At 59.2% G+C, this 20,429-nt stretch carries 21 protein-coding genes and 1 pseudogene; 12 read left to right on the forward strand and 10 right to left on the reverse strand.

The annotated features are described in order from the left end of the window. Positions 1 to 17: 17 nt before the first annotated feature. Together BFP89_RS17240 and BFP89_RS29395 are read right to left on the reverse strand one after the other, a co-directional pair. Complete coding sequence (locus BFP89_RS17240; RefSeq protein WP_370671226.1) at positions 18 to 656, reverse strand: GNAT family N-acetyltransferase; 639 nt, start codon at positions 654 to 656, stop codon at positions 18 to 20. Between the two features lie 146 nt (positions 657 to 802). Beyond that, a pseudogene (locus BFP89_RS29395) lies at positions 803 to 1,192 on the reverse strand (GFA family protein). A gap of 9 nt (positions 1,193 to 1,201) precedes the next feature. On the opposite strand from BFP89_RS29395, the gene BFP89_RS27645 reads away from it, so the two are divergent. Next, entirely contained in the window at positions 1,202 to 1,648 is a 447-nt protein-coding gene (locus BFP89_RS27645) for a GNAT family N-acetyltransferase (RefSeq protein ID WP_141689104.1), read from the forward strand. A gap of 158 nt (positions 1,649 to 1,806) precedes the next feature. Here the strand turns inward: BFP89_RS27645 and BFP89_RS17245 are convergent, their stop codons facing one another. Both BFP89_RS17245 and BFP89_RS17250 read right to left on the reverse strand, forming a co-directional pair. Continuing rightward, entirely contained in the window at positions 1,807 to 2,367 is a 561-nt protein-coding gene (locus tag BFP89_RS17245; protein WP_065886644.1) for a hypothetical protein, read from the reverse strand. Between the two features lie 284 nt (positions 2,368 to 2,651). Next, positions 2,652 to 3,107 carry a hypothetical protein gene (locus tag BFP89_RS17250; protein WP_065886645.1) on the reverse strand — a complete coding sequence of 152 codons (456 nt, stop codon included), beginning with the start codon at positions 3,105 to 3,107 and terminating at the stop codon, positions 2,652 to 2,654. 292 nt (positions 3,108 to 3,399) lie between these two features. Here BFP89_RS17250 and BFP89_RS17255 point away from each other — a divergent pair, with 292 nt between their 5' ends. After that, the gene (locus tag BFP89_RS17255; protein WP_065886646.1) at positions 3,400 to 3,843 is read left to right on the forward strand and encodes a GNAT family N-acetyltransferase; all 444 of its coding nucleotides are present in this window, start codon (positions 3,400 to 3,402) and stop codon (positions 3,841 to 3,843) included. A gap of 39 nt (positions 3,844 to 3,882) precedes the next feature. Here BFP89_RS17255 and BFP89_RS17260 read toward each other — a convergent pair whose 3' ends face one another. Continuing rightward, complete coding sequence (locus tag BFP89_RS17260; protein WP_065886647.1) at positions 3,883 to 4,830, reverse strand: helix-turn-helix transcriptional regulator; 948 nt, start codon at positions 4,828 to 4,830, stop codon at positions 3,883 to 3,885. Positions 4,831 to 5,003: 173 nt separating this feature from the next. Between BFP89_RS17260 and BFP89_RS17265 the strand changes: the two genes are divergently transcribed. The 3 genes from BFP89_RS17265 to BFP89_RS17275 are packed head-to-tail and all read left to right on the forward strand — an operon-like array spanning position 5,004 to position 7,469. Next, complete coding sequence (locus BFP89_RS17265; protein WP_065886648.1) at positions 5,004 to 5,432, forward strand: hypothetical protein; 429 nt, start codon at positions 5,004 to 5,006, stop codon at positions 5,430 to 5,432. Between the two features lie 3 nt (positions 5,433 to 5,435). Beyond that, on the forward strand, positions 5,436 to 6,797 hold the full coding sequence (locus tag BFP89_RS17270) for a M48 family metallopeptidase (protein WP_065886649.1): 1,362 nt from the start codon (positions 5,436 to 5,438) through the stop codon (positions 6,795 to 6,797). A gap of 3 nt (positions 6,798 to 6,800) precedes the next feature. After that, positions 6,801 to 7,469, forward strand: coding sequence for a hypothetical protein (locus tag BFP89_RS17275; RefSeq protein ID WP_065886650.1), 669 nt, complete (start codon positions 6,801 to 6,803; stop codon positions 7,467 to 7,469). A 133-nt stretch (positions 7,470 to 7,602) separates the two neighbouring features. On the opposite strand, the gene BFP89_RS17280 is transcribed toward BFP89_RS17275, so the two are convergent. Then, the gene (locus tag BFP89_RS17280; protein WP_065886651.1) at positions 7,603 to 8,154 is read right to left on the reverse strand and encodes an ankyrin repeat domain-containing protein; all 552 of its coding nucleotides are present in this window, start codon (positions 8,152 to 8,154) and stop codon (positions 7,603 to 7,605) included. 262 nt (positions 8,155 to 8,416) lie between these two features. Here BFP89_RS17280 and BFP89_RS17285 point away from each other — a divergent pair, with 262 nt between their 5' ends. Further along, complete coding sequence (locus BFP89_RS17285; RefSeq protein ID WP_065886652.1) at positions 8,417 to 9,469, forward strand: DUF1176 domain-containing protein; 1,053 nt, start codon at positions 8,417 to 8,419, stop codon at positions 9,467 to 9,469. A 168-nt stretch (positions 9,470 to 9,637) separates the two neighbouring features. On the opposite strand, the gene BFP89_RS17290 is transcribed toward BFP89_RS17285, so the two are convergent. Continuing rightward, the gene (locus BFP89_RS17290) at positions 9,638 to 9,898 is read right to left on the reverse strand and encodes a DUF6429 family protein (protein ID WP_065886653.1); all 261 of its coding nucleotides are present in this window, start codon (positions 9,896 to 9,898) and stop codon (positions 9,638 to 9,640) included. Between the two features lie 392 nt (positions 9,899 to 10,290). Between BFP89_RS17290 and BFP89_RS17295 the strand changes: the two genes are divergently transcribed. After that, the gene (locus BFP89_RS17295) at positions 10,291 to 11,505 is read left to right on the forward strand and encodes an aldose 1-epimerase family protein (protein ID WP_065886654.1); all 1,215 of its coding nucleotides are present in this window, start codon (positions 10,291 to 10,293) and stop codon (positions 11,503 to 11,505) included. A gap of 43 nt (positions 11,506 to 11,548) precedes the next feature. On the opposite strand, the gene BFP89_RS17300 is transcribed toward BFP89_RS17295, so the two are convergent. Then, positions 11,549 to 12,169 carry a LysE family translocator gene (locus tag BFP89_RS17300; protein WP_065886655.1) on the reverse strand — a complete coding sequence of 207 codons (621 nt, stop codon included), beginning with the start codon at positions 12,167 to 12,169 and terminating at the stop codon, positions 11,549 to 11,551. 185 nt (positions 12,170 to 12,354) lie between these two features. On the opposite strand from BFP89_RS17300, the gene BFP89_RS17305 reads away from it, so the two are divergent. From BFP89_RS17305 to BFP89_RS17325, 5 genes are all read left to right on the forward strand, one after another. Then, positions 12,355 to 12,885, forward strand: a complete 531-nt coding sequence (locus BFP89_RS17305; protein WP_065886656.1) for a GNAT family N-acetyltransferase — start codon at positions 12,355 to 12,357, stop codon at positions 12,883 to 12,885. A gap of 95 nt (positions 12,886 to 12,980) precedes the next feature. Beyond that, positions 12,981 to 13,748, forward strand: a complete 768-nt coding sequence (locus BFP89_RS17310; RefSeq protein ID WP_065886657.1) for a pyrroline-5-carboxylate reductase dimerization domain-containing protein — start codon at positions 12,981 to 12,983, stop codon at positions 13,746 to 13,748. 133 nt (positions 13,749 to 13,881) lie between these two features. Next, entirely contained in the window at positions 13,882 to 14,409 is a 528-nt protein-coding gene (locus BFP89_RS17315; RefSeq protein ID WP_065886658.1) for a sigma-70 family RNA polymerase sigma factor, read from the forward strand. Continuing rightward, the gene (locus tag BFP89_RS17320; protein WP_065886659.1) at positions 14,406 to 15,374 is read left to right on the forward strand and encodes a FecR domain-containing protein; all 969 of its coding nucleotides are present in this window, start codon (positions 14,406 to 14,408) and stop codon (positions 15,372 to 15,374) included. Before BFP89_RS17315 ends, BFP89_RS17320 begins: the two co-directional genes overlap by 4 nt. Before the next feature lie 75 nt (positions 15,375 to 15,449). Further along, positions 15,450 to 17,879, forward strand: a complete 2,430-nt coding sequence (locus BFP89_RS17325; RefSeq protein WP_083208094.1) for a TonB-dependent siderophore receptor — start codon at positions 15,450 to 15,452, stop codon at positions 17,877 to 17,879. A 639-nt stretch (positions 17,880 to 18,518) separates the two neighbouring features. Here the strand turns inward: BFP89_RS17325 and BFP89_RS17330 are convergent. Beyond that, complete coding sequence (locus BFP89_RS17330) at positions 18,519 to 19,646, reverse strand: sensor histidine kinase (RefSeq protein WP_065886661.1); 1,128 nt, start codon at positions 19,644 to 19,646, stop codon at positions 18,519 to 18,521. A 124-nt stretch (positions 19,647 to 19,770) separates the two neighbouring features. Next, positions 19,771 to 20,010, reverse strand: a complete 240-nt coding sequence (locus BFP89_RS17335; protein WP_065886662.1) for a hypothetical protein — start codon at positions 20,008 to 20,010, stop codon at positions 19,771 to 19,773. Positions 20,011 to 20,429 lie beyond the last annotated feature (419 nt).

A 20,429-nucleotide genomic window follows, 5' to 3' on the forward strand; every position in this document is an offset into this window, starting at 1 on the left:
CAAACCAAGTTGCCGACTCATGCAGGCTTCTTCAATAACTCCAACTTCTTGATTTTTCGTAAGAAAAATCGGGGATCCCTCAGGGTCTGACCCCGTTTGTACTGTTCGGTAGACAACCTCGAATAAAGTAAAAAGTCTCTAGGTGTCCCACGGACCATCCGGTAAGAACGCAGTAGTCCTTCGTGCTGAAAATGACAACGCCGGAGAACATTCTCAGAGCGTGCATTTGTGTGCAGAACCGTTGCTTGCACACGAACAAAGCCGTATGCGGAAAAGGACCATCGCGTAACCGCGTCGCATACTGCGCCAGCAATCCCCTTTCCCCAGTGCGATGGAGCGATGTCATAGGCTATTTCGGACGTCCGGTTGGCGTTTGAGAGGGTGTGAAAGCCGATCGTGCCGACCAATTGCTGGCTATGATTTTCAACAATGGCCAGACGCCGCACCGAATCCACAGACGGTGAATCGAACGCGTCAAACATGGGTAACAGGTCCTCAATCGAATGCAAGTCCCAAATCGTGTGTTCAAACACCTCCGGCAAGGTGAGATATGTATACCAATCATTCGCGTCCGATCTTTCTAGCTGTCGTAGGAAAACTGCAGGATGCTCGGAGCTTGGGGGCACATTGATTCGCATCTCACGTCCTTTTTTCATAAGTGGCAATAAGCGACTGTGACCACATATGCACTATCGCTACATCAACGCTATCCTAGCCCATCCGCACGCAAGACTACTTGGCGATAGCTACGCTACTGGCCGTTTTTTGCCTTTCGTGACCAGCTGAAAGTGACTCTAAGCAGTCAGCCTACCTGGGAGCATGATTGGGATGACGTGTACCAGTGGGCTGCGGAGTCAACATGAAGGTGTTTTTGCTTTTCAGGCATGATGGGCGTGTTGAGCGTGCCTAGCGCTATCGAAATCCAGTCGGCAAACTCGCCTTGAGATCATGACCAGAACAATGGCGAGCCACAGTGCGTGCAGAATTCGCGTAACACTGTCTCTGAGGATGTGTAGGCTTTAATGCTGGTGGCGCCGAAAAATATCCGTAGAGCGTCACGGGGAACGCTGCCGCACTAAGCGGATGCTGCCCCGTGACCTTTTCGGCATTGGCGGCAATGGCAATCTACCACTGGCGTGCCCACGGCCCAAGTCAATATCCCCAGAGACCTCAGAAGGGTTTCGCGCCCGATCGGAGAAGATTGACCTCAATGGAGATTCAACGGATCACGCATCTTCCGCCCCAAATCCTCGACCTGGAAAAAGCGGCAGTTGCAGAAGGCTTCAGGTTTCTCACCCGACTGACTTCAGAATGGCAATCAGGCACCCATCGCTTCGATGCGCCTGGCGAATGCCTCATGGCAGCGTATCTGGACCGTAAGCTTGTAGGCATTGGAGGTCTTTCTGTTGATCCGTTCACCCATGACCATACAGGAAGGCTACGGCGTGTGTATGTGGCGCCTGCGTCACGCGGGCAACAGGTTGGCCGCAGATTGGTTAACGCATTGCTTGCCCACGCCGCGTTGCATTTTGAGCGTGTGCGTCTCTACACCGATACCTTGGAGGGGAACACTTTTTACCTGCGCTGCGGCTTCAGTCGCATAGAAGATGCTCATGCGAGCCATGTCGTGCGGATCACAAGACTCTGAATTTGTCGGGTATCGGCCAGGGGTGGACCTTAGTGTGCAGACTGCTTCTAGCAAACTAACTAATACTCAGCGCTCCGCAAGTTAAATTCCTCACTTCATACACGCATTTATAACCATCGACACGGCAGCTTTGCCAAGCAAATACGGCCCCCCGTTTATCAGTATTTGAAATTTCGATGGGATTGAAAGGCAAAGCCCTTTTCTATGAAATCAAGGGCATACCACGTCGTGATAACACCATGATTGGTTTTCAGTTCAAACGCATGGGTAAGCCGATTGATCATCCCAGGGAGTCTCACCAGTATCACTCGACTTTCTTTAACCATCAGCTCCTGATATCTCTCTGCAAATAAGCGAGGTATTTTTTCCTCCTCGTCTGTGGTGGGCCACCATTTTGCAAGTTCTAGACGTTTCCTGCGTAACCAATCAAATCGGCGTGGCAACCAGCAGATTGGGCGGGGGATTTCGTAAACAGCTAAGCTTTGTATCACTGCTGACACCGACCCGGGGTTGAAGAAAACCAACTTAACTAAAACCGAGTCATCTAGTTGCTCGGCGCTGATCACATGAAAATCGTTCGTGCTGCTCCAGTGCGTGGACCGGGTCAGCCGATACATCGCTTTCTGAGTTTTTCGGTTACGTATGCTCAAGCACAACGCCACTAACGCTATCGCTCCATTCACGTAGGTCATGATTTCTCCACCACCGCTCATGTCCATCGTACTGTTCTCCTATTCCAATTAGTAAATGGCACAGCCTACAAGGCTATGGGGACAGACCACCACTAATCAGCTGTTGCTTTGGTAGCGTCGCTCCACGCCGCGTTCTTGTGCCTGCAGCCCCGTTAAAAACAGAAGTTAGTTGGCCAAAGCAGCAATCAGCAACAACACCTCAAATTGATTTTTCGTAAGAAAAATCGGGGATACCTCAGGGTCTGCCCCTGGTTTTTTTTCGAGAAAAGCCCACTTCACGGGCCTTTTCGTACGCGGGGTAAAAGTGCTAATTACTTGTTCCGCAGTAGCACATACGCTTCACCGCCGTTGCGATCATGCTGAAGAATAAAGTTGTTGTCCTGGATACGCACCTTCGATGGCACGCGATCTGCTAACGACGTTTGCGAGTAAGTCTGCGCGGCGCTCAGCAGTTGGCGGGTCAGACTGTCGTCGGGTTGCTTCGGAGTGGTAACGACGCATTCCTTTTCGGAAAGTTGCACGGAGAGGTTTTTGTCCGCGGTGAAGCCGATGCGCGTGAAACCCATGTCCTGGAGGTCGTTGATGCCGAACCGCTTGGCCGCTTCAGCAGAGCCGGCGAACGAGGGGGCGGTCTTCAGACAGATATCGACGAAGGCTTCGATCGCCTTGGAGGTGACAGGCGTCGATACGCTTGGCGTTGCAGTGGAGCAGCTGGCGAGGACTAACAGGCTGGATAAGGCGAGTGTACGGAACAGGGTATTGGACATGAAGCGGGATCCTTCCATTGGAAATTCGGAGTGCAGGCGTGGGCTGAGCGGCGCCGGAACGGAACGCCTGCGAATGGTAAATTAAAATGGAGTACGGGGTTTACGACTTTGCGAACCTCTACGCTTGCTGGCAGTGCGCTCGCGACGTGAACCTGTGTGCAGAAACAGCCTTTCATGACCGGCTGTTAGCCACCTGTAACCTCGCGCCGCACCCGGACCGTGACCCATCGCCCGGCTTTGCGGAATGTCAGGCAGGCCATACCATATCTTCACGTCATCAAAGGCTAATGGAATGGCACTACAACTCAGACAAGCACGTGTTACCGATCTTCCGGCCATCTACAGAGGCGAGGAGAGCTATATTCGCTGTTGGGAGCCCGAGCATGAGGCATCGTGGCGAGCCCAACTGGGACGGCACCTGACGCGTTGGGTAGAGAATTTTGACCGTCTGAACGTCGCGTTCATGGGTAATGCCTTCGCCGGTTACTCACTCTGGATACCTGAGCAGAGTTACGCAGAACTTTGCACTATCCATGTAAGTCCAGAACATCGGCGTAGCGGGGTGGGAATGGCCCTCTTGGAAGCCTATGCACTGGACGCGGCACGGCACGGATTCACGCAGTTGCGGTTGAGTGTGCGATCTGATAACCCCGCGAAGAGGATGTACGAGAAGGCGGGGTTTTTATGCACCGGTACCGGTGCCCATGATTACCTGACGTATAAGCGCCATGCGTGAGGGGGCGGTGCGGGTCCGCTTCTGGCCGATAGCGGCCTGTCAGAACTCCGCCCCTGGCGGATGACCGAAATACGCCTTATACGCATGGTTGAAATTGGCAGGGTTGGCGTAGCCCAGGCGGTGGGCAATTTGTGCGACGTGCCATTTGCGCTGGCGCAGCAGGTTGCGGGCCAGTTCCAGGCGCTGTTGGCGCACGTAATCGAGCATCGACTGGCCGTACACCCGGCTGAAGGCACGTCTGAGGGTGGTTTCACCCACGCCCAGTTCCCGTGCCAGCGCCAGAGTGCCGGGTGGGCTCATCAGGTTGGCGTCGAGCTTGAAGCGTGCTTCGTGCGCGAGGTCCGATTGGCTGCGCAACGCGGTCTCAGGGTTGGCCGGCTGTGGCGCCAGGTGCGTCGCCAGCTCGACCAGCACGGCCAGGCTCAGGCTTTCCTGATTCAACCGCTCCAACGTTCCCTGGTAGGGCGAGTGATAAAGGCGCTCGAACAAATGCCCGACGACACGGCAGCCGTGCAGTTCTGAAAAGTGCATGCCATCGTCGAGCAGCCTGGCCAGCGATTGCAGTGACGGGTCTTCTTCGGCCAATTCGCGTAGGTAGTCCCCGCCGATGCGCAGCCCGGCCATGCGCGCACGGCTGCCGGCGGGCATCTGGTCCATGGCTTCCATGCTTTCGCTCAAGCCCAGCACATGAGGCGCGCCGGGGGTGTATTCATTTAGCCGACCGTCTACCCGATGCTGCCATTGCCCACCCAGTACCTGCACGATGCATACGCTGTCGGGCAGCACCTTGTGGATACGTAACGGTTCGGGGAACTGCAAATCGCAGTCGAAATACTGCAGGTGCGACCGCACCGTCTGAGCGCGGTAATGGCCGATCGCGCTGCCGATGACCTGCCGCGCGCTGGCATCGAATACACCGGCCTCGTCCAGGGCCTCTGGGTGATCGAAGCAGAAGTGGGTGTCCAGATAGGGGTTGCGGCGGTCCATTGGTAAAAGCGTCCGTCAGAGCGGGTGGGCAGCGTTGCATGATATCGACATCGGGCAGCCCGATCAGTTGTTGTGACTCACGGCCTTATTGTTGTGCGCCACGGCCGGACCGCTTGGCAGGCGCCGGCGCTTTGATTTCAATGTCCGGCTTTGAACTGTCGAGGAAGCCATAAATGTTGATGTATCGCAAGTGGGCAGCGCTGCTGTGCCTGGTTCTGGCCGTGATCGCGGGTGGCGCCCATGCTGAAAACCGCCCGGAAGTCGCGGAAAAAGTACTGGCCTATGCTGGCGAAGGCGGCGTGAAAGTCTGGACTCTGCGCATCGGTGCGCGCACTGACAATCAGGCGCTGGTGCAGTTGGAGGGTGTGGACCACGACTGGAACATGAAGATCCAGAAGATGACCGTGGAAAAGACCAGCAAGGACACCCGCTACTCCACCACCGTGGACGGCCAGAAATTCGTGGTACTGGTGCTGCAAAAAGGCTGGGGCGAGCTGTACCTGCCTGGCGAATCGCAGGCGCTGAACGTCGGCTATGACGAGTTCCTGTCCAGCCAAGGCAATGCACAGGCTTTCCTGACCGACTATTTGCAGGCCAACTGAGCCATGGGCCGATTCGCGCGGTGGTCGTGGCCGCTGACGATATTGCTGCTGCCGCTGGTACTGATGGGCTGGGCCAGTGTGCAAAGCGGACGCGTCGATGACGTGCTGCGCGAAGCACAGAATATCGGCGGCGACTATGCCTGGCTCCGCGTGCGTCAGGTGTTGGCAGGGTTGGCCTACTGGCTGGCCCTCGCCGCGTTGGTGGCCGGACCTGCGACGTGGCTCAAGCTGAGGCTGGATGCCTGGCGCGCGCTGAAGTCCCGGGATTTTCTCTACGAACACCTGTTCCTCTGCTGGCGTGCCTTGGGGCATTGGCTGGTGGCGTACACCGGGCTGTTGGTGGGCGCGTTGGCCCTGAGCCTGGTGTATGAACTGAGCTGGGGCTGGACCCACTTCAAGGCCGGTGGCGCGTTCATGCTGGTGGTGGCGGTGCCGCTGGTTGCGGTGCTATGGGCAGGATGTTTGTTGATCGGGCGTCTGCGCCAGCAATGGCATGCCCTGGATAGCCCGTCCTCGGCGCTTCTGGGGCAAAGGATCGGGCGTGACAAGGCCCCGGCCTTGTGGGCGTGGATTGAAGAACTGGCCACCGCCACCTGCGCGCCGGTGCCTGACCATATCGTGGTGGGCATCGATCAATCGTTTTTCGTCACCAGCGTCAATGTGGTCCTGCAACCGGCCTGCGACTTGCTCTGCGGGCGTACCCTTTACCTGCCGCTGACCTACCTCTCGACCCTGAGCCAGGCCGAGACCGCGTCGATCATCGGTCATGAACTGGGCCATTTCAGCCGCCGCGACACCGAGCGCGGCAGCGAGATCGGTGCGCAGTTCAGCCTGATGTGCCTGCACTTTGCGTGTATCCGTGCCGAGGATGCCGACCCGGCCTGGATCGAGCGTCCGGCGATCTGGATGACGCAACGTTTTCTGCATTACTTTCAACTGGCGGTGCATCACTGGGGCCGCGCTCAGGAATTGGTCGCGGATCGGGTGGGCGGCAATATCGGCGGTGAGCGCCTGTTCTGCCAGGCGCTGTTACGGGTGATCGCGTTGGACGGTGAAATCGCCACGCTGCTTGCCGAGCGTCACTCCAACCTGATCCAGGCGCTGGCCGACCACCTGAGCCACACGCCGTTGCGCCTGAACGAGGCGGCGCTGGACCATGCCATCGCGCATCCTTTCGATACACACCCGCCGACGGCATTACGCCTCCAGCAGTTGGGCGTAACGCTGGATGAGGCGCTGCTGGCCGAGGCCACCCGCGTGCCCACCGAGCACGATCGACACTGGTTCAGCCAACTCACCCGTACGGCGCCGCCGGCTGCCGCGCAGCCCGGATCACCGCCGATACCAACCGTCCAAGGAGAATGACTCATGACCCAACCCTTCGATCCGCTGTCGGATCTCGCCAGCTCACTCAGCCAGGAATATGCCGATTCCCGCGACGCCCAGCGCGAGCGTGCGATGGCCGAACTCGAGCAGGTTATCCAGCGCGTACCCGAACAGACCGAATTCACCAACTCGCGCCGGTACAAGGTGCGCGGCCCGCTGTTTTTGCTGATTGCCCTGGGCTTGCTGGGGTACGCCCTGAATCGCGGGGCCACCGGCCTGACCGTGTGTGCCGCGGTGATGGCGGTGGTGTTTGTATTGATGACTTGGCAGCACCGCAACGCCGGGCAACACGCGTTCATGCGCTTGACCCGCCGCCAGCTGTTTGTGGACACCCTGAGCGCACCGTTGAATCTGGTGGACATTGTCGACGTGTCCGTCGGTGAGGAAGGCTGGCTGACGGTGCAGAAACTGATGTTGCGGCCCGATGCGCCCCTGCCTGTTCATCGCTCCGCACGACAGCTGTTCGGCAACCAGGCCCTGGCCCTGAAAAAGCCCCAGCCGCAGATCCGCATCCAATCTGCCGGCCTGATGCATGAGGGCGTTACCCTGGATTGCGACCAGGTTGCAGATATCCTCAACGCCTATTGCAAAGCCGCCCACGCGCAACGACAGCTTGATGCGCTGCGCCAGGGTACTCGGCGCGATTCATGAGCGGTTGTACGGTGAAATCCGGGTCATGAAATCATGGGTCGGACCACACTTCAGATAGTGGTGGTCTGACCCCGTTTGTACGTTTGTATGGCCCCGCATGTATGCGATGGGCAAGGCCGATAGACAGGGCATTTCACATACGCAGCATCGATTCACCGTCCATTCCACAGGGAGGATCGAATGTGCCATGCCATCCAATCAGCGGGCGCCCAAACGAATCTGCGTAATACTTGGCTTCGCTGGGAATTTGTACCACTCCTCCCGCATAGGCAACGAGTATCAACGTACTCGCGCGATGCTCATTAGCCTCCTGGAAAAGGTTACTGCTGGGCAGCAGAGCTGGGTTGGACGGAACTGACCACAAGGAGCGATCCTCAAAGCTTGACCGATCCAGTAGAAGAGCGAGTTCACTGTGTCCATGCTCACGAGCCACCTCAATTGCGGACTTCCCTTTGGCGCTCTGCCTGGCAGCTGAACCACCAAGGCGAATGAGCTGAATGCATGCAGACTCGCGCCCGAAATAAGCGGCTTGGTGCAAGAACGTCCAGCCGGAGGAGGGCGCCTGGTACAGGCTGCAAAGCCGGCCGAGCAAAGGCTCTTGCATCCACTGCGACATAACGCTGTCCCAGTCTCCATTTTTGGCCCGCTCGTAGATTTGACTTATCAGATGGTTCAGAGCGCTCATGCGTTTACGACCTATGATCGACAGTGTGATTCCAATCGGGATCACGTTGCGCGGGATTATCTACGATGGAGGTAACGCTGCGACATATCAGTTTTTTCATTTCGCTTCGAAGGGGACGGCAAGGCTGCCGATGTAGTCTGCCCCTATTTTTTCTTGCCGATTGTTCAATACGGCAATTCTGTTGTGACTGACGGCCATGCAATAGGTATGAGCAAATAATTCTGCCCTAATACGCTTTTACTTGTTCAAAGGCGTCTATCAGATGATACGAAGCACTTTCATATTCCTTTTGGCTGCAGGCATTAGCTGCGTGCACGCTGCCGAGAAGGTCCCGTTGGCGCGCGAAATCAAGGACTGGATTATCGGCTGCGATAACACACGAACATGCACGGCCATCAGTGCCGTGCAGCAGCGCGATGACACTGGCTTTTCAACGTTCAGCATACGGGTCACACGTGAAGCCGGCCCGCAGGGCGCCTTGCATGTCGGGGTGTTCAGCTACACGAAACCCCTCGGCCAGCCAACACTTGATGACGAACCGCTGAAGTCTCAATTTGAGCCTGGCGAACTGAAAGAAGGCGATACACCCGAGGTGTTTGCGCTGAACGGTAAGTCAGCCCAAGCCCTGATCACAGAATTGCGCAACGGGAACTACCTGGTACTGCCGTTCAAGGAGGATAAATCGTACGCATCGCTAAGCGGGATGAGTGCGGCGCTGTTGCTGATGGACTCGGTCCAGGGGCGGGTCGGCACGCAGGACGCCCTGATCTCCAAGGGGCCAGCGCCCGCTGGCAGCGTGCCGCAAGCCGCTGCCGCTCCGCTAGCGCCAAGTTGGCAGGCACCTGCCGCGCTGACGCCGGACAAAGCAAAAGAGATCACGGATGCCGTGGTGGTCGCCACGCGCAAGGACTGGCAGGAAGATCTGAATGAAGGTATCGCGCCAAAAGCCAAAGCGTACGCCTTGAGTTCAGACCAAGCGCTAGTGATCATCGAAACCGGCTGTGGGGCCTACAACTGTTTCTACAGTATTTACCAAGCGCCCCTGGACCACCCGGAGCAGGCGCGTGCGGCGCTGATCGCCGAAGTGCCAAACCTGCGGGAAAGAGAGCCCCAGGGCTTCGTAGAGTTTGATCCGGCCACGGGTGAACTAAGCAGTCAGGTAAGGGCGATGAGTATGGGCAATTGTGGCACTGCGCTGCGCTGGCGTTACGATGGTAACGGTTTCACGCTGACGCACGCGGCTGAAATGATCCCGTGCATGGGGCTGGATCAGGCGTATTGGCCTGTGCTGTGGCGTACCCAGGCAAGCCGCTGATACTGTCGGATATTCCTTAAAGATGCCTGCATTGCCGGCGATGGCACCGCTATCTTCCAACTGCCGGATACACCGGGCATTATTCAGTAAGCGAACGAGCGTGCCGAACACTAGGGGGGGCAGACCACAATATATGTAGTGGTGGTCTGACCCGTTTGCAGTTTGAAGTCAGGTATCCGAGTCGGATCCGTGCTCCACTTGAGTGCTTACCCCAAACAATCGGTCGGCTATCTGACGACCGCGCTCCAGCCCCTCAGCCGTCAACCAAATCGATTTGTTCTTGTTCACTGGATTGCTGATGAAGCCCTGTTCATGCAATCGGCTCATGGTCTCGAAGTCGAACCCTTTCCAAGCATTGCCGTTATCAAAACTGAAGGTTACCAACAGGGCAAGCATGGCTTCTTCAATCAGTTTATCGTCGTATTCCATGATCGTTGCTCCGCTTGTTCTCTGAACTCATTTTAAACCCTACCGGCCATCAAGATGGACCGCGCGTTTAATAATGCGACACCGGATTGCGCACCCAAGGCGTTATAACCAGCGTAATCATCGGTCATCAGGTAGTCACGATAGCTTTCGAGCAAGCAAATTCAGCAAGGGCTGTGGGGTTTGAGTATCAGCAGTCCGCTCTGATTCGTGCCCGAAAAGACGCTGACGCAACAGCACGTTTTCTTCTTCAAGACGAACGATGGCACCGACTCGTTTTTCCAATTTCCCCCAACCCCTTTATGGCAATTGCCCACGTAATACCGCCTTTTAGGCTTGCTGAAACGTTTCATCGAGTTTATAAAACGTCCACAACTCCAAAAAAGGCTACCGCCATGACCCCACTCAAACTCGTTGTCGCCCTCAGCGCACTCTCTGCCGCCTCCCACGCCATGGCCTGGGATTACGTGCTCCTCGACACCGACAAAGCCGCGCAGAATTGGCAGGTCACCAGCCAGCAACTCGGCGTGCAAACCGACAAACCCTTCAGCGTAACCTTGCGCACCTTGCACGGTGGTCGGCAGGAGGGGGTGAGTATTGTCGACATCGATAACGGCACGATGAAGCTCTCGGTGGTGCCGACTCGCGGTATGAACGTGTTGCAGGCTTCGGTCGGCGATGTGCGCATGGGATGGGATTCACCGGTCAAGGAAGTGGTCAATCCTTCCTTTATCGAGCTCAATGGTCGCGGTGGGCTGGGCTGGTTGGAGGGTTTCAACGAGCTGGTCACCCGTTGCGGTTATGAATGGGTCGGTCACCCCGGCATCGACAATGGCGAATTGCTGACCCTGCATGGTCGGGCTGCGAATATTCCTGCGAATAAAGTCACCCTGCACATTGATGAAAAACCGCCGTACGCCATTACTCTGCGCGGTGAGCTGAAAGAGCAGGCGTTCAAGAAGGTCGACTTTTCCGTGGCGACCGAACTGGTCACCGAGCCCGGCAGCGTTGTGTTCGCGCTCAACGACACGCTGACCAACAACGGTGACTATGCGAAGGAATACCAGGCGCTGTATCACAGTAACTTCAGCACCCCGTTCCTGGAACAGGGCGCGCGGTTCGTCGCACCGGTGAAGCAGGTGTCGCCGTTCAACGACAAGGCCAAGGGCGAATTGGCCGACTGGCAAACCTACCGCGCACCCACCAAAGATTACGACGAAACCGTGTACAACGTGGTGCCCTATGCCGATGCCAAGGGCGATACTTTGACTGTGCTGCATAACAAGGCCGGCAGCCTGGGCGTGTCGGTCGGTTTCAATACGCAGACACTGCCGGTGTTTTCCCTGTGGAAGAACACCGATACCCAAGGCCAGGGCTATGTCACGGGGCTGGAGCCGGGCACCAGTTTTTCCTACAACCGCCGTTATCAGCGGCCACTGAACCTGGTACCCACCATCGAGCCCAAGGCACACAAGCAGTTCCGCATCAGCTACAGCTTGCTGGCGGATAAGGCGGCTGTGGACAAGGCCTTGAAGCAGGTCAGCGAAATTCAGGCCGGGCGGGAAACTGAGGTGCGGCAGACGCCGTTGGTTGATTTGACCAAGGAGTAGCGCGGTCGGGCGCCTGCACTGCTTGCGCAGGCAGGCGCGGGATTCACGCCCGACGCGCCGTCAACAAAACCGTGGCCGCCGCCGACAACAGCCCCGCGCAGCAACGATTGAAGATCCGCTTGCCGCTCGGCTCGGCGAACCAGCGGCGCATGTGCAGGCCCATGTAGGCGTAGGCGCTGATGGCGATCCATTCCAGTGCCAGGAACATACCGCCCAACACAGCGAATTGCGCGGTGATGGGTTGCCCGGGCACCACGAACTGCGGCAGGAAGGCGGTGAAGATCAGGATGGCTTTGGGGTTGCCCGCCGCCACCAGAAACTCCTGCCGCGCCAGGGCCCATAAGCCCGTCTTGCTGGCGGCTATTTCCGCTTCTGCCTGCGGGTCTGCGCGCCACAGCTGATAGGCCAGGTAAAACAGGTACGCCGCGCCGAGCAGCTTGATCCCGTAGAACAACAATTCCGACGTTTGCAGCACCACCGCCAGCCCGGCGGAGGCGAGGGCGATCATGCCGGCGAAGGCCAGCAAGCGGCCGATACCGGCGAGGCAGGATGTGCGGTAGCCGTAACGGGTGGCGTTGCTCACCGACAGCAGGTTGTTGGGGCCGGGTGCCATGTTCAGGGCGAAACAGGCGGGCAGGAAGAGGGCGAGGGTGGCGAGGTCCATGGCGGCTCCGGGTTGGCTCGGGCGGGAGTGTCGAGAATAAGGGCTGTTGGGGCGGTGCGGCAATCCGAGCTTCGAAAGCGGACGCCTTCCTGCGACCGGATTACCTAGGGTGAAACTTAGTTTCGTCATAGGCCTGCGTGCATAGTCAGGCGACAGCATTCAGTGTCCGAAGATGGAGCAATTTCATGATCCGCAGAGCTTTACCCACCGACGCAGGGGCTATCGCCCAGGTGCATGTCAGCAGTTGGCAAGAAGCCTATCGCGATCTGATGCCAACCCGTTACTTGAATGCGCTCAATGCAACACTGGCTCAACGAGAAGCGCACTGGAGCCGCTTGATTGCATCGGGCGAATCGAACACATGGGTCGCGGAACTCGACCAGCAGGTTGTCGGTTGGATATCAGTCGGAGCCAGCCGTGATGATGACGCAGCTGGGGCAGATACCGGTGAGGTCATGGCCCTCTATGTTCTAGCCCGGTATTGGCAAACGGGCGTCGGGCTGGCCTTGTGGCGCGCGGGCGTGCAGGATTTGATGGAGCAAGGATTCGAGCGGTTAACGCTGTGGGTACTGACAGGTAATGAAAGGGCTATCCGATTTTATCGCAAGGCAGGATGTGTTGAGGAAATCGGAACGGAGCGCACGCTTGAGAGGGGCGGTGTCACACTGGTGGAGGTGAGGTATGGGGTGCCGATAACCGGATTGACTAAAGCATGACGGATGCGCGCATTTGGCTTGCTGCCTATGAGTTAATTTGAAAATAAAGTGATAGCCAATGATTTGAACCACTGGCTTCGAACGGAGGAAACACCTTGCTGAGCATTGGGGTCTTGGGCGTTGGCGAACTGACTGAAAAAGTGGTGATCGGCCTGCGGCGTGGCGGTTTTGCCGGGCGGGTGCTGTTGTCGCCCCGCAATCAGGCGCGCGCCGAGCAGTTGGGCAAGGTTTGGGCGTGCGAGGTCATGGCCGACAATCAAGAGGTTGTCGATGGGGCCGACCTGCTGTTGCTCGGTGTGCGCCCCGAGGCAGTCGAAGGACTGTGCAGGGATATTCAACTCAAACCGGGGCAACCTCTGGTTTCCCTGGTAGCCGGCATGACACTCAAAGATCTGGCGCGCTGTTTCCCACAGGCGCAGCCAGTGCGGGCGATGTTGTCCTATGCCGCCCAGATCAACCATTCGACCGTGGTAGTCACACCGGCGGGTCACGTCCACGAGGCGTTGTTGGGCACCCTCGGCTCGCTGATTGTGATGGATCAGGAAGACGCCTTCGAGTTGGCCACCGTAGCGGCGTGCATGAATGGCTGGTTCTATTTCTTTCTCAACGATCTTCAGCAGTGGTTTACCGAAAAAGGGCTGACCCAGGCGCAGGCCCGCCAATTGGTAATGGGCAACATGCAGGACTGCCTGGCCAGCGCCAGTCATCAACCCTTGGTCAGTATGGCGAGCATGGGCGATGCTATCGCTACTCCCGGCACCTTTACGGCAGCCGGGCTCGATGTGCTTCGTGACAAAGGTGCGCAGCAAGCGTGGACGACGGCCTGTGACGAGGTGCTTGAGCGGTTGCGGAAAAAGCCATAGCCGGATTATTCAGACGCTTTACACCCAATCATCCGCCAGAACCTCCGCCCCTTCCCACAGCCTTTTTACTTGTACGAATCCTTACCTTACCTGATAGAATGCGACAAATTCTCATTAACATTTGTCCTATCCCGTGCAGTCTATTCCTTCGGCTAACCCTCATCCGTCCATCGACCAGCTTTACAGCCACCATCACGGCTGGCTGCAGGGCTGGCTTCGCCATCGCCTGGGCAATGCGGCCGATGCGGCGGACCTGGCGCAGGACACGTTCCTGCGCCTGCTCAGCAACGGGCTTGGCGAACCACTGAATTTCACATCGCCGCGCGCCTACCTGGCCACCGTCGCCAATCGCCTGACCCTCAACCTCTATCGCCGTCGCTCACTTGAGAAGGCCTATCTGGCCGCGCTGGCTCAAGCGCCGCAGGAACAGGTGCCGTCGCTGGAAAATCAGGCGCTGGTGCTGGAAGCCCTCGACGAGATCGACCAGGTACTTGGCGCATTGCCGGCCAAAACCCGGCAGGCATTCCTGATGGCGCAGTTGGAGGGGTATACCCAGGAAGAGATCGCCAGCCGGCTCAATCTCAGCGTGCGTTCGGTGCAACGCTATCTCATGCGGGCCTTCGAGGAGTGCATTGTGTTGGCCAGCCAGAGCGCGGCATGACTAACGCGCCCATCGACCGACGCATTGCCCGTGAAGCGGCAGGCTGGTTCGTGCGCTTGCAGAGCAGCGACGCCTGTGCCAACGAGCACGCCGCCGCAGCCGAGTGGCGAGCACAACATGCTGACCATGAACGCGCCTGGCAACTGGCCGAGCGTTTCAGTGACCGAGCCCGGCAACTTGTCGGCGCTGCCGGACGCAGTGCACTGGAGCGCCCGCAAGGCCTGGAGAGGCGGCAGGTGCTCAAGAACCTTGCATTGCTGATCGCCGTCGCTCCCCTGGGCCTCGCGGCGTACCGGAACCTGCCGTGGCGTGAGTGGCAGGCGGATGAACGCAGCGCCACCGGGCAGCAGCGCACCCTGGACCTGCCGGATGGCGCACAGATCCGCCTGAACACCGGCAGCGCCGTCGATATCGCCTATGACGACAGCGTGCGTCGCGTGCGCCTGATCGCGGGCGAGATGCTCGTCGAGGTGCCCCACACGAGCGCAGTGCGGCCGTTCATCGTCGAGACCGCGCAGGCGCAACTCGCCCTTTTGGGCAGCCGTTTTGTGGTGCGTCAGTACCCGCACATGACTTACCTCGCCGCGCTGCAGGGCGCTGCCGAGGTACGTCCACGGCTGTCACGGGGGGATGCCGAAATGGTGCCAATCCCCGCCGGCCGGCAGACCTACGTCAACAATCAGTCTGCGCAGGCGCCTACAGCGCTGGAGGCGGATCGACTCGACTGGCTGAACGGTGTGCTTCGCGCAGACAAGATGCGCCTTGATGACTTCATCAATGAGCTGGACCGCTATCGACCCGGTCTGCTGCGTTGCGACCCGGCAGTGGCGGGGCTGCTGATCTCCGGCGCTTTCCAGTTGCGTGACACCGACCAGATTCTCCACGCCCTCAGCCAGACGCTGCCGGTGAGCATCCACTACCGCACGCCGTATTGGGTGACTGTCACCGCGCGCATGAATGCTTAAAAAGGTTGTCGTGTTTTCGTCGGGCTGCGTGTCCCCCTCATAACAACATCACTTCCATAGGGCGGGGACGAACACATGGCGACGACGCAAGGCATGCAACCATTGGCACGGACAGTACACGCGGCCGCGCTGGGACTGATGATTGCGGGCGGGAGCCTGTGCGCCGCATCGTCGCACGCCGCCGAGCCCGGCGCCCGGCAGAGTCGTACCTACCAGGTGCCGGCCGGGAACCTGAGCCGAGCACTCGCAGCCTTCGCCAGCCAGGCGGGGATCACCCTGCCCATCGAGCCGGGCGTGGTGGAGGGGCTGCGCAGCCCGGGCCTGAATGGCGCCACCAGCGTGGACGGCGGCCTGCAGCAACTGCTGCAGGGCACAGGCCTGCAAGCCACAGCACAGGGCAATGGCCTGTATTTGCTGAGCCCGCAGGTCGCCGGTGCAACCCTGGAGCTGGGCGCAACCAGCATCACCGGAAAAGGCCTGGCGTCAACCACCGAGAACAGCGGTTCCTACACCACCGGCGCGATGCAGACGGCCACCAAGTTGCCCTTGAGCCTGCGCGAAACACCGCAGTCGGTCAGTGTGGTGACGCGCAAGCGCATGGACGACAAGGCCATGACCAGCATCAGTGACGTGGTCAAAAGTGCGCCCGGGCTTTTCCTGAACAACTCCGGTGGCGTCGGGCGACCCACGTTCAGCGCACGTGGCTTCGACGTCGACAACATCATGTATGACGGTTTCCCCACCAGCTTCCTGACCTATCTGCCCAGCGGCGAGGCCAACCTGGCCATGTACGACCGGGTGGAGATTGTGCGCGGCGCTGCCGGGCTCACCCAGGGCGCCGGCAGCCCGGCGGGTGCCATCAACCTGGTGCGCAAGCGCCCGACCCGGCAATTCCAGGGCACGCTCACCGGCAGCGCCGGCAGTTGGGATGACTACAGCGGTACGCTGGATGTCGGTGGCCCGCTCAATGACAGCGGCACCCTGCGTGCGCGTACGGTGGTCTCACGGCAAGACGCCAAAAGTTTTCGCGACTCGGTCGAGAGTGATAACGACCTGTTCTACGGTGTGGTCGACGCCGACCTCAGTGAAAACACCACCCTCACGCTCGGCGGCTACAGACAGAAAACCCACACCAACTACATCTGGGGCGGGTTGCCCATGGCCCGTGGTGGCGGCCATCTGGGGCTGCCGCGTGACACCTTCCTGGGGCACGACTGGGAATACTCCGACAATCGCACCACCGGTTATTTCGCCACTCTGGAGCAAGGCTTGCCCAACGACTGGACACTGCGTGCGGCCGCCATGCAGTCCAAGACCGACGCCGATGTGCTGGCCTCTTCGGTCTGGGAATACGATCGGCATTACCTCTGGAACGAAGCCATGGAGCAGAAGGAAACCGGCTACGACCTGGCACTCAGCGGCCCCTTTCAACTGCTCGGCCAGCAGCATGAACTGACGCTGGGGGTCAGCAAGCGCAAGCTGGACTATCGTTCGGGCAAGGCCTGGAGCGCATACGTCGACGCCGGCATCAACCCCTTCACGTGGAATCCAAACGGGCATACCAAGCCCGATTACATCAGAGGCGGTAACGGCCTTCCCGAGACCACCACGCAAGACAGTGTCTATGCCAGTACCCGGTTGCGCCTGACCGAGCCACTGTCGTTGATTCTTGGCGGTCGCGTCGACTGGTATGAATTCGAAGACAGTGCAAACCGTGAAAGCGACTACAAAGTCACGCGTAACCTGACCCGCTATGCCGGGCTGGTCTACGACCTGGACGCCAATCATTCGGTGTATGTCAGCTACACCGACATCTTCAAGCCGCAGAGCGGCAAGGGTGTCGACAGGAGCGTGATTATCCCCATCGTGGGCGAGAACTACGAAGTAGGGATCAAGGGCGAATACTTTGACGGCGCCTTGAATGCGAGCATGGCGGTGTTCCAGATTGACCAGAAGAATCGCGCCCAGGAGCTGCCGGACGTCAAAGGCTGCGGCTCAGGCCCGGCCAGTGCCTGCTATGAGGCAGCCGGGCTGGTGCGCAGCCGTGGCGTCGACCTGGAAATCCAGGGCGCCCTGACCGATAACTGGCAATTGGCGGCCGGCTACACTTACACCCAGACCCGCTACGTGAGCGACGCCAACGCCGCCCGCGAAGGCGAAGATTTCGACCGCGAGAAACCGCGTCAATTGTTCAAGCTGTCGACCATTTACAGCCTGCCCGGTGAGCTGCAGCGCTGGCGCGTTGGTGGCGATGTGTACCAGCAGAGTCGCATCCGCACCGCGGGAGGGGCGGGTGCCACGGCCTGGAAAAACCAGCAGGGCTCTTACACTGTGGTCGGCCTGGTGGCGGGGTACAAGGCCAGCGAGCAGTTGGATCTGCAGGTCAATCTGAACAATCTGTTTGACCGGGTTTACTACAGCAGTGTGGCCGATGGCGCTTACAGTCCGTATGACATCTACGGCGATCCGCGTAATGTGAAGTTGACTGCGCGTTATAGCTTCTAGGGGCATAGGTATCTACACGGCTTTGTGTCGATCCCGGTCCAAATGTGGGAGGGGGGCTTGTTCCCGATGACGGCCTCAGAGCCGACCAGGATTTTGGATCGATCCCGGTCCAAATGTGGGAGGGGGCTTGCCCCCGATGGCGGCCTCAGAGCCGACCAGGATTTTGGATCGATCCCGGTCCAAATGTGGGAGGGGGCTTGCCCCCGATGGCAGCCTCAGAGCCGACCAGGATTTTGGATCGATCCCGGTCCAGTGTGGGAGGGGGCTTGCCCCCGATGGCGGCCTCTGGGCCGACCAGGATGGTGGATCAGATCGAGTACATACCCGTTTCTGCGGTAACGGCCACTTAGGGTTCCGCCCTGACGGCGGCTCACTTTTGAAAAGCGCAAAAGTAAGCAAAACGCTCTTGCCCCACCACTCGGCACCTCGCTAATGCTCGGTGTGCCCGAACGCAGGCTTGAATCCGTGGGCCGCCGCAATGGGCCATCCCTGGCCCAGTGCGGCTAACCCGGCGTCCTGCCGGGTTACCCACGGATTCAAGCCTTCGTTCGGCCAGCGTGGTTTAACGGGGCGCCTGAGATCAAAAGCAGGTCAAGATCAAGGGCGACTCGCTTCGCATCGTGGTTACGGTGGCCGAAGTTATCGATTGACCGCAATCCTCACCTGAAACACTGTGCCCTTTTCCCTGTCGGAGCTGACCTCAATCGATCCGCCGTGGGAGGCGACGATTTCCGAGGCGATGAACAGGCCAAGGCCCAGGCCTTCGGTGGGGCCGTGGTGGATGGCGGTGCGCTGGGAGAAACGGCCCATGGGGTTGAATATGAACGGGAGCACGTCCTCGGGGATCGCTTCACCGCTGTTGCGCACGGTGAAGACCGCGAAGTCCTCCTGTATGGCCAGTTCGACCTGGATAGGCCGTGTGGTGTCGCCATGTTGCACCGCGTTGCTGATGATGTTCGAAAACACCTGCTCCATCCGCCCGCCGTCAAATTGCCCTGAAACGCTTGTGTTCGCGTCGAACATCACGATGGCTTCGGGATGAAACGCGCGAATTTCCTCGACCACGCGCTGGCACAGCGGCGAGAGGTTTATTTCGCTGGTTTTGACCGGGATGCCCGGGCCCATCTGGCAGCGGGTCAGGTCAAGCAGGTCGCCGACGATCTGGCTTGCCCGGCGCACGCTGGTGTAGACCTGATTGGCGATCTTGGTCGCCCGCGCCCCGGCGTCCTGGGAGCGGCGCAACACGTCGGCACCCAGCAGGATTGCGCCGAGTGGGGTGCGCAAGTCGTGGCCGAGGATGCCAAGAAACATGTTGCGCGAGGCCTCGACCGCCCGTGAATAGCTGGCAATGGACTCGGCCAGGGCCTGGTCAATGGCCTCGTGGAATCGGGTCATGTCGTCGACGTTGATCGGTGTGCCGTCCTTGACCTGGCGCATCCACTGGCTGACCACACTGGTGCGCAGCGCGCGGTATTCGGAGACCATCTGGTCGATGGTGAACCCGGCCATCAGCCGCGTCATTGCGTGGGTTTCGGCCGCAGTTTCCTGTTCGTCCTCCGGTGCGTGGCCCTGGGCCTTGGCGATTTGCTCCTGGCGGGTCTGCTTGGTGCGCAGGTCGCTGACGATGGCCCGCAACATCTGCTCGGCATGATCGCGCAGCGCGACGCTGTCGAGTTCCTCGCCCGGGGTGTCGATGGTTCTGGCGAAATCTTCCCAGGCCTGCAGAATCGGCTCAAGGTTTTCCAGAATGAAGTCGGGCAGGCGCATGTCTGTAGTCCTGGTGGGAGGCGGGCAGAAAAGCGAGGCTGCACAGGCGAACGGAAATTCCTGGCAGTGTAGGAGGTTGTTCGTCGCTTTTAAAGCCCGGACTGCGGCGGCGCTACTGCGGGCATTACAGCCCCAGTGTCAGCGACCTCAGCCGTTGTTCCACCACGCTGTCAAAATGGCTTGCCAACGCTTCGCAGCGCTCGGAAGTGAGCCCTTCACAGCAGGTGATTCCCAGCACAAACCCCTGGGCCTTGGCACCGCCTTTGACGGCAAGAATCATTGACCCCGCCAGTTCGATCTCACGCAGAATTCTGTCAGCCTGTCGTTTTATAGGGCCGGGCAAATCGTTCAGGGCTTCTTTCATGGCCGTCTCCGCAGGCATTCACACTCACACGCACACACAAGGCAACGGAGGCACCGTGGGCCTCTTGAAAGCATCGACCGAAGGATGCTGCAAGAGTTTCGTCGTGTGCGGCTGTAAGGCGATGATGGGCAGTGCGGTCGTTGCCCTGCGGTCGCTTGGCGACCGACGGGTATCCATCTGACGCACCTCGGTCCACATGTGGGAGGGGCGGTGCGACGATTCGACTTGCCCTTGATGGCGGCCTCTGGGCCGACCGGGATTTTGTGTCGATCCCGGTCCAATGTGGGAGGGGGCTTGCCCCCGATGACGGCCTCGGGGCTGGCCGGGATGTTGGATTGGACCGAGTACATATCCGTTTCTGCGGTCACGGCTGCTAATGGTTCCGCTTTTACAGCGGCTCACTTTTGAAAAGCGCAAAA

Origin of the sequence: Pseudomonas sp. 31 R 17, from assembly GCF_900004915.1 — a bacterium.
In the GTDB taxonomy this organism is placed as follows: domain Bacteria; phylum Pseudomonadota; class Gammaproteobacteria; order Pseudomonadales; family Pseudomonadaceae; genus Aquipseudomonas; species Aquipseudomonas orientalis_A.

Excerpts from the sequence above, each read along its gene's own strand:
- BFP89_RS17335 (WP_065886662.1), bottom strand. The coding sequence starts at position 20,010 with ATGAAAGAAGCCCTGAACGATTTGCCCGGCCCTATAAAACGACAGGCT.
- BFP89_RS17330 (WP_065886661.1), bottom strand. The coding sequence starts at position 19,646 with ATGCGCCTGCCCGACTTCATTCTGGAAAACCTTGAGCCGATTCTGCAG.
- BFP89_RS17280 (WP_065886651.1), bottom strand. The coding sequence starts at position 8,154 with ATGAGCGCTCTGAACCATCTGATAAGTCAAATCTACGAGCGGGCCAAA.
- BFP89_RS17275 (WP_065886650.1), top strand. The coding sequence starts at position 6,801 with ATGACCCAACCCTTCGATCCGCTGTCGGATCTCGCCAGCTCACTCAGC.
- BFP89_RS17245 (WP_065886644.1), bottom strand. The coding sequence starts at position 2,367 with ATGGACATGAGCGGTGGTGGAGAAATCATGACCTACGTGAATGGAGCG.
- BFP89_RS17320 (WP_065886659.1), top strand. The coding sequence starts at position 14,406 with ATGACTAACGCGCCCATCGACCGACGCATTGCCCGTGAAGCGGCAGGC.
- BFP89_RS17255 (WP_065886646.1), top strand. The coding sequence starts at position 3,400 with ATGGCACTACAACTCAGACAAGCACGTGTTACCGATCTTCCGGCCATC.
- BFP89_RS17250 (WP_065886645.1), bottom strand. The coding sequence starts at position 3,107 with ATGTCCAATACCCTGTTCCGTACACTCGCCTTATCCAGCCTGTTAGTC.
- BFP89_RS17305 (WP_065886656.1), top strand. The coding sequence starts at position 12,355 with ATGATCCGCAGAGCTTTACCCACCGACGCAGGGGCTATCGCCCAGGTG.
- BFP89_RS17325 (WP_083208094.1), top strand. The coding sequence starts at position 15,450 with ATGGCGACGACGCAAGGCATGCAACCATTGGCACGGACAGTACACGCG.
- BFP89_RS17240 (WP_370671226.1), bottom strand. The coding sequence starts at position 656 with ATGAAAAAAGGACGTGAGATGCGAATCAATGTGCCCCCAAGCTCCGAG.
- BFP89_RS17295 (WP_065886654.1), top strand. The coding sequence starts at position 10,291 with ATGACCCCACTCAAACTCGTTGTCGCCCTCAGCGCACTCTCTGCCGCC.
- BFP89_RS17270 (WP_065886649.1), top strand. The coding sequence starts at position 5,436 with ATGGGCCGATTCGCGCGGTGGTCGTGGCCGCTGACGATATTGCTGCTG.
- BFP89_RS17290 (WP_065886653.1), bottom strand. The coding sequence starts at position 9,898 with ATGGAATACGACGATAAACTGATTGAAGAAGCCATGCTTGCCCTGTTG.
- BFP89_RS17285 (WP_065886652.1), top strand. The coding sequence starts at position 8,417 with ATGATACGAAGCACTTTCATATTCCTTTTGGCTGCAGGCATTAGCTGC.
- BFP89_RS17265 (WP_065886648.1), top strand. The coding sequence starts at position 5,004 with ATGTTGATGTATCGCAAGTGGGCAGCGCTGCTGTGCCTGGTTCTGGCC.
- BFP89_RS17260 (WP_065886647.1), bottom strand. The coding sequence starts at position 4,830 with ATGGACCGCCGCAACCCCTATCTGGACACCCACTTCTGCTTCGATCAC.
- BFP89_RS17300 (WP_065886655.1), bottom strand. The coding sequence starts at position 12,169 with ATGGACCTCGCCACCCTCGCCCTCTTCCTGCCCGCCTGTTTCGCCCTG.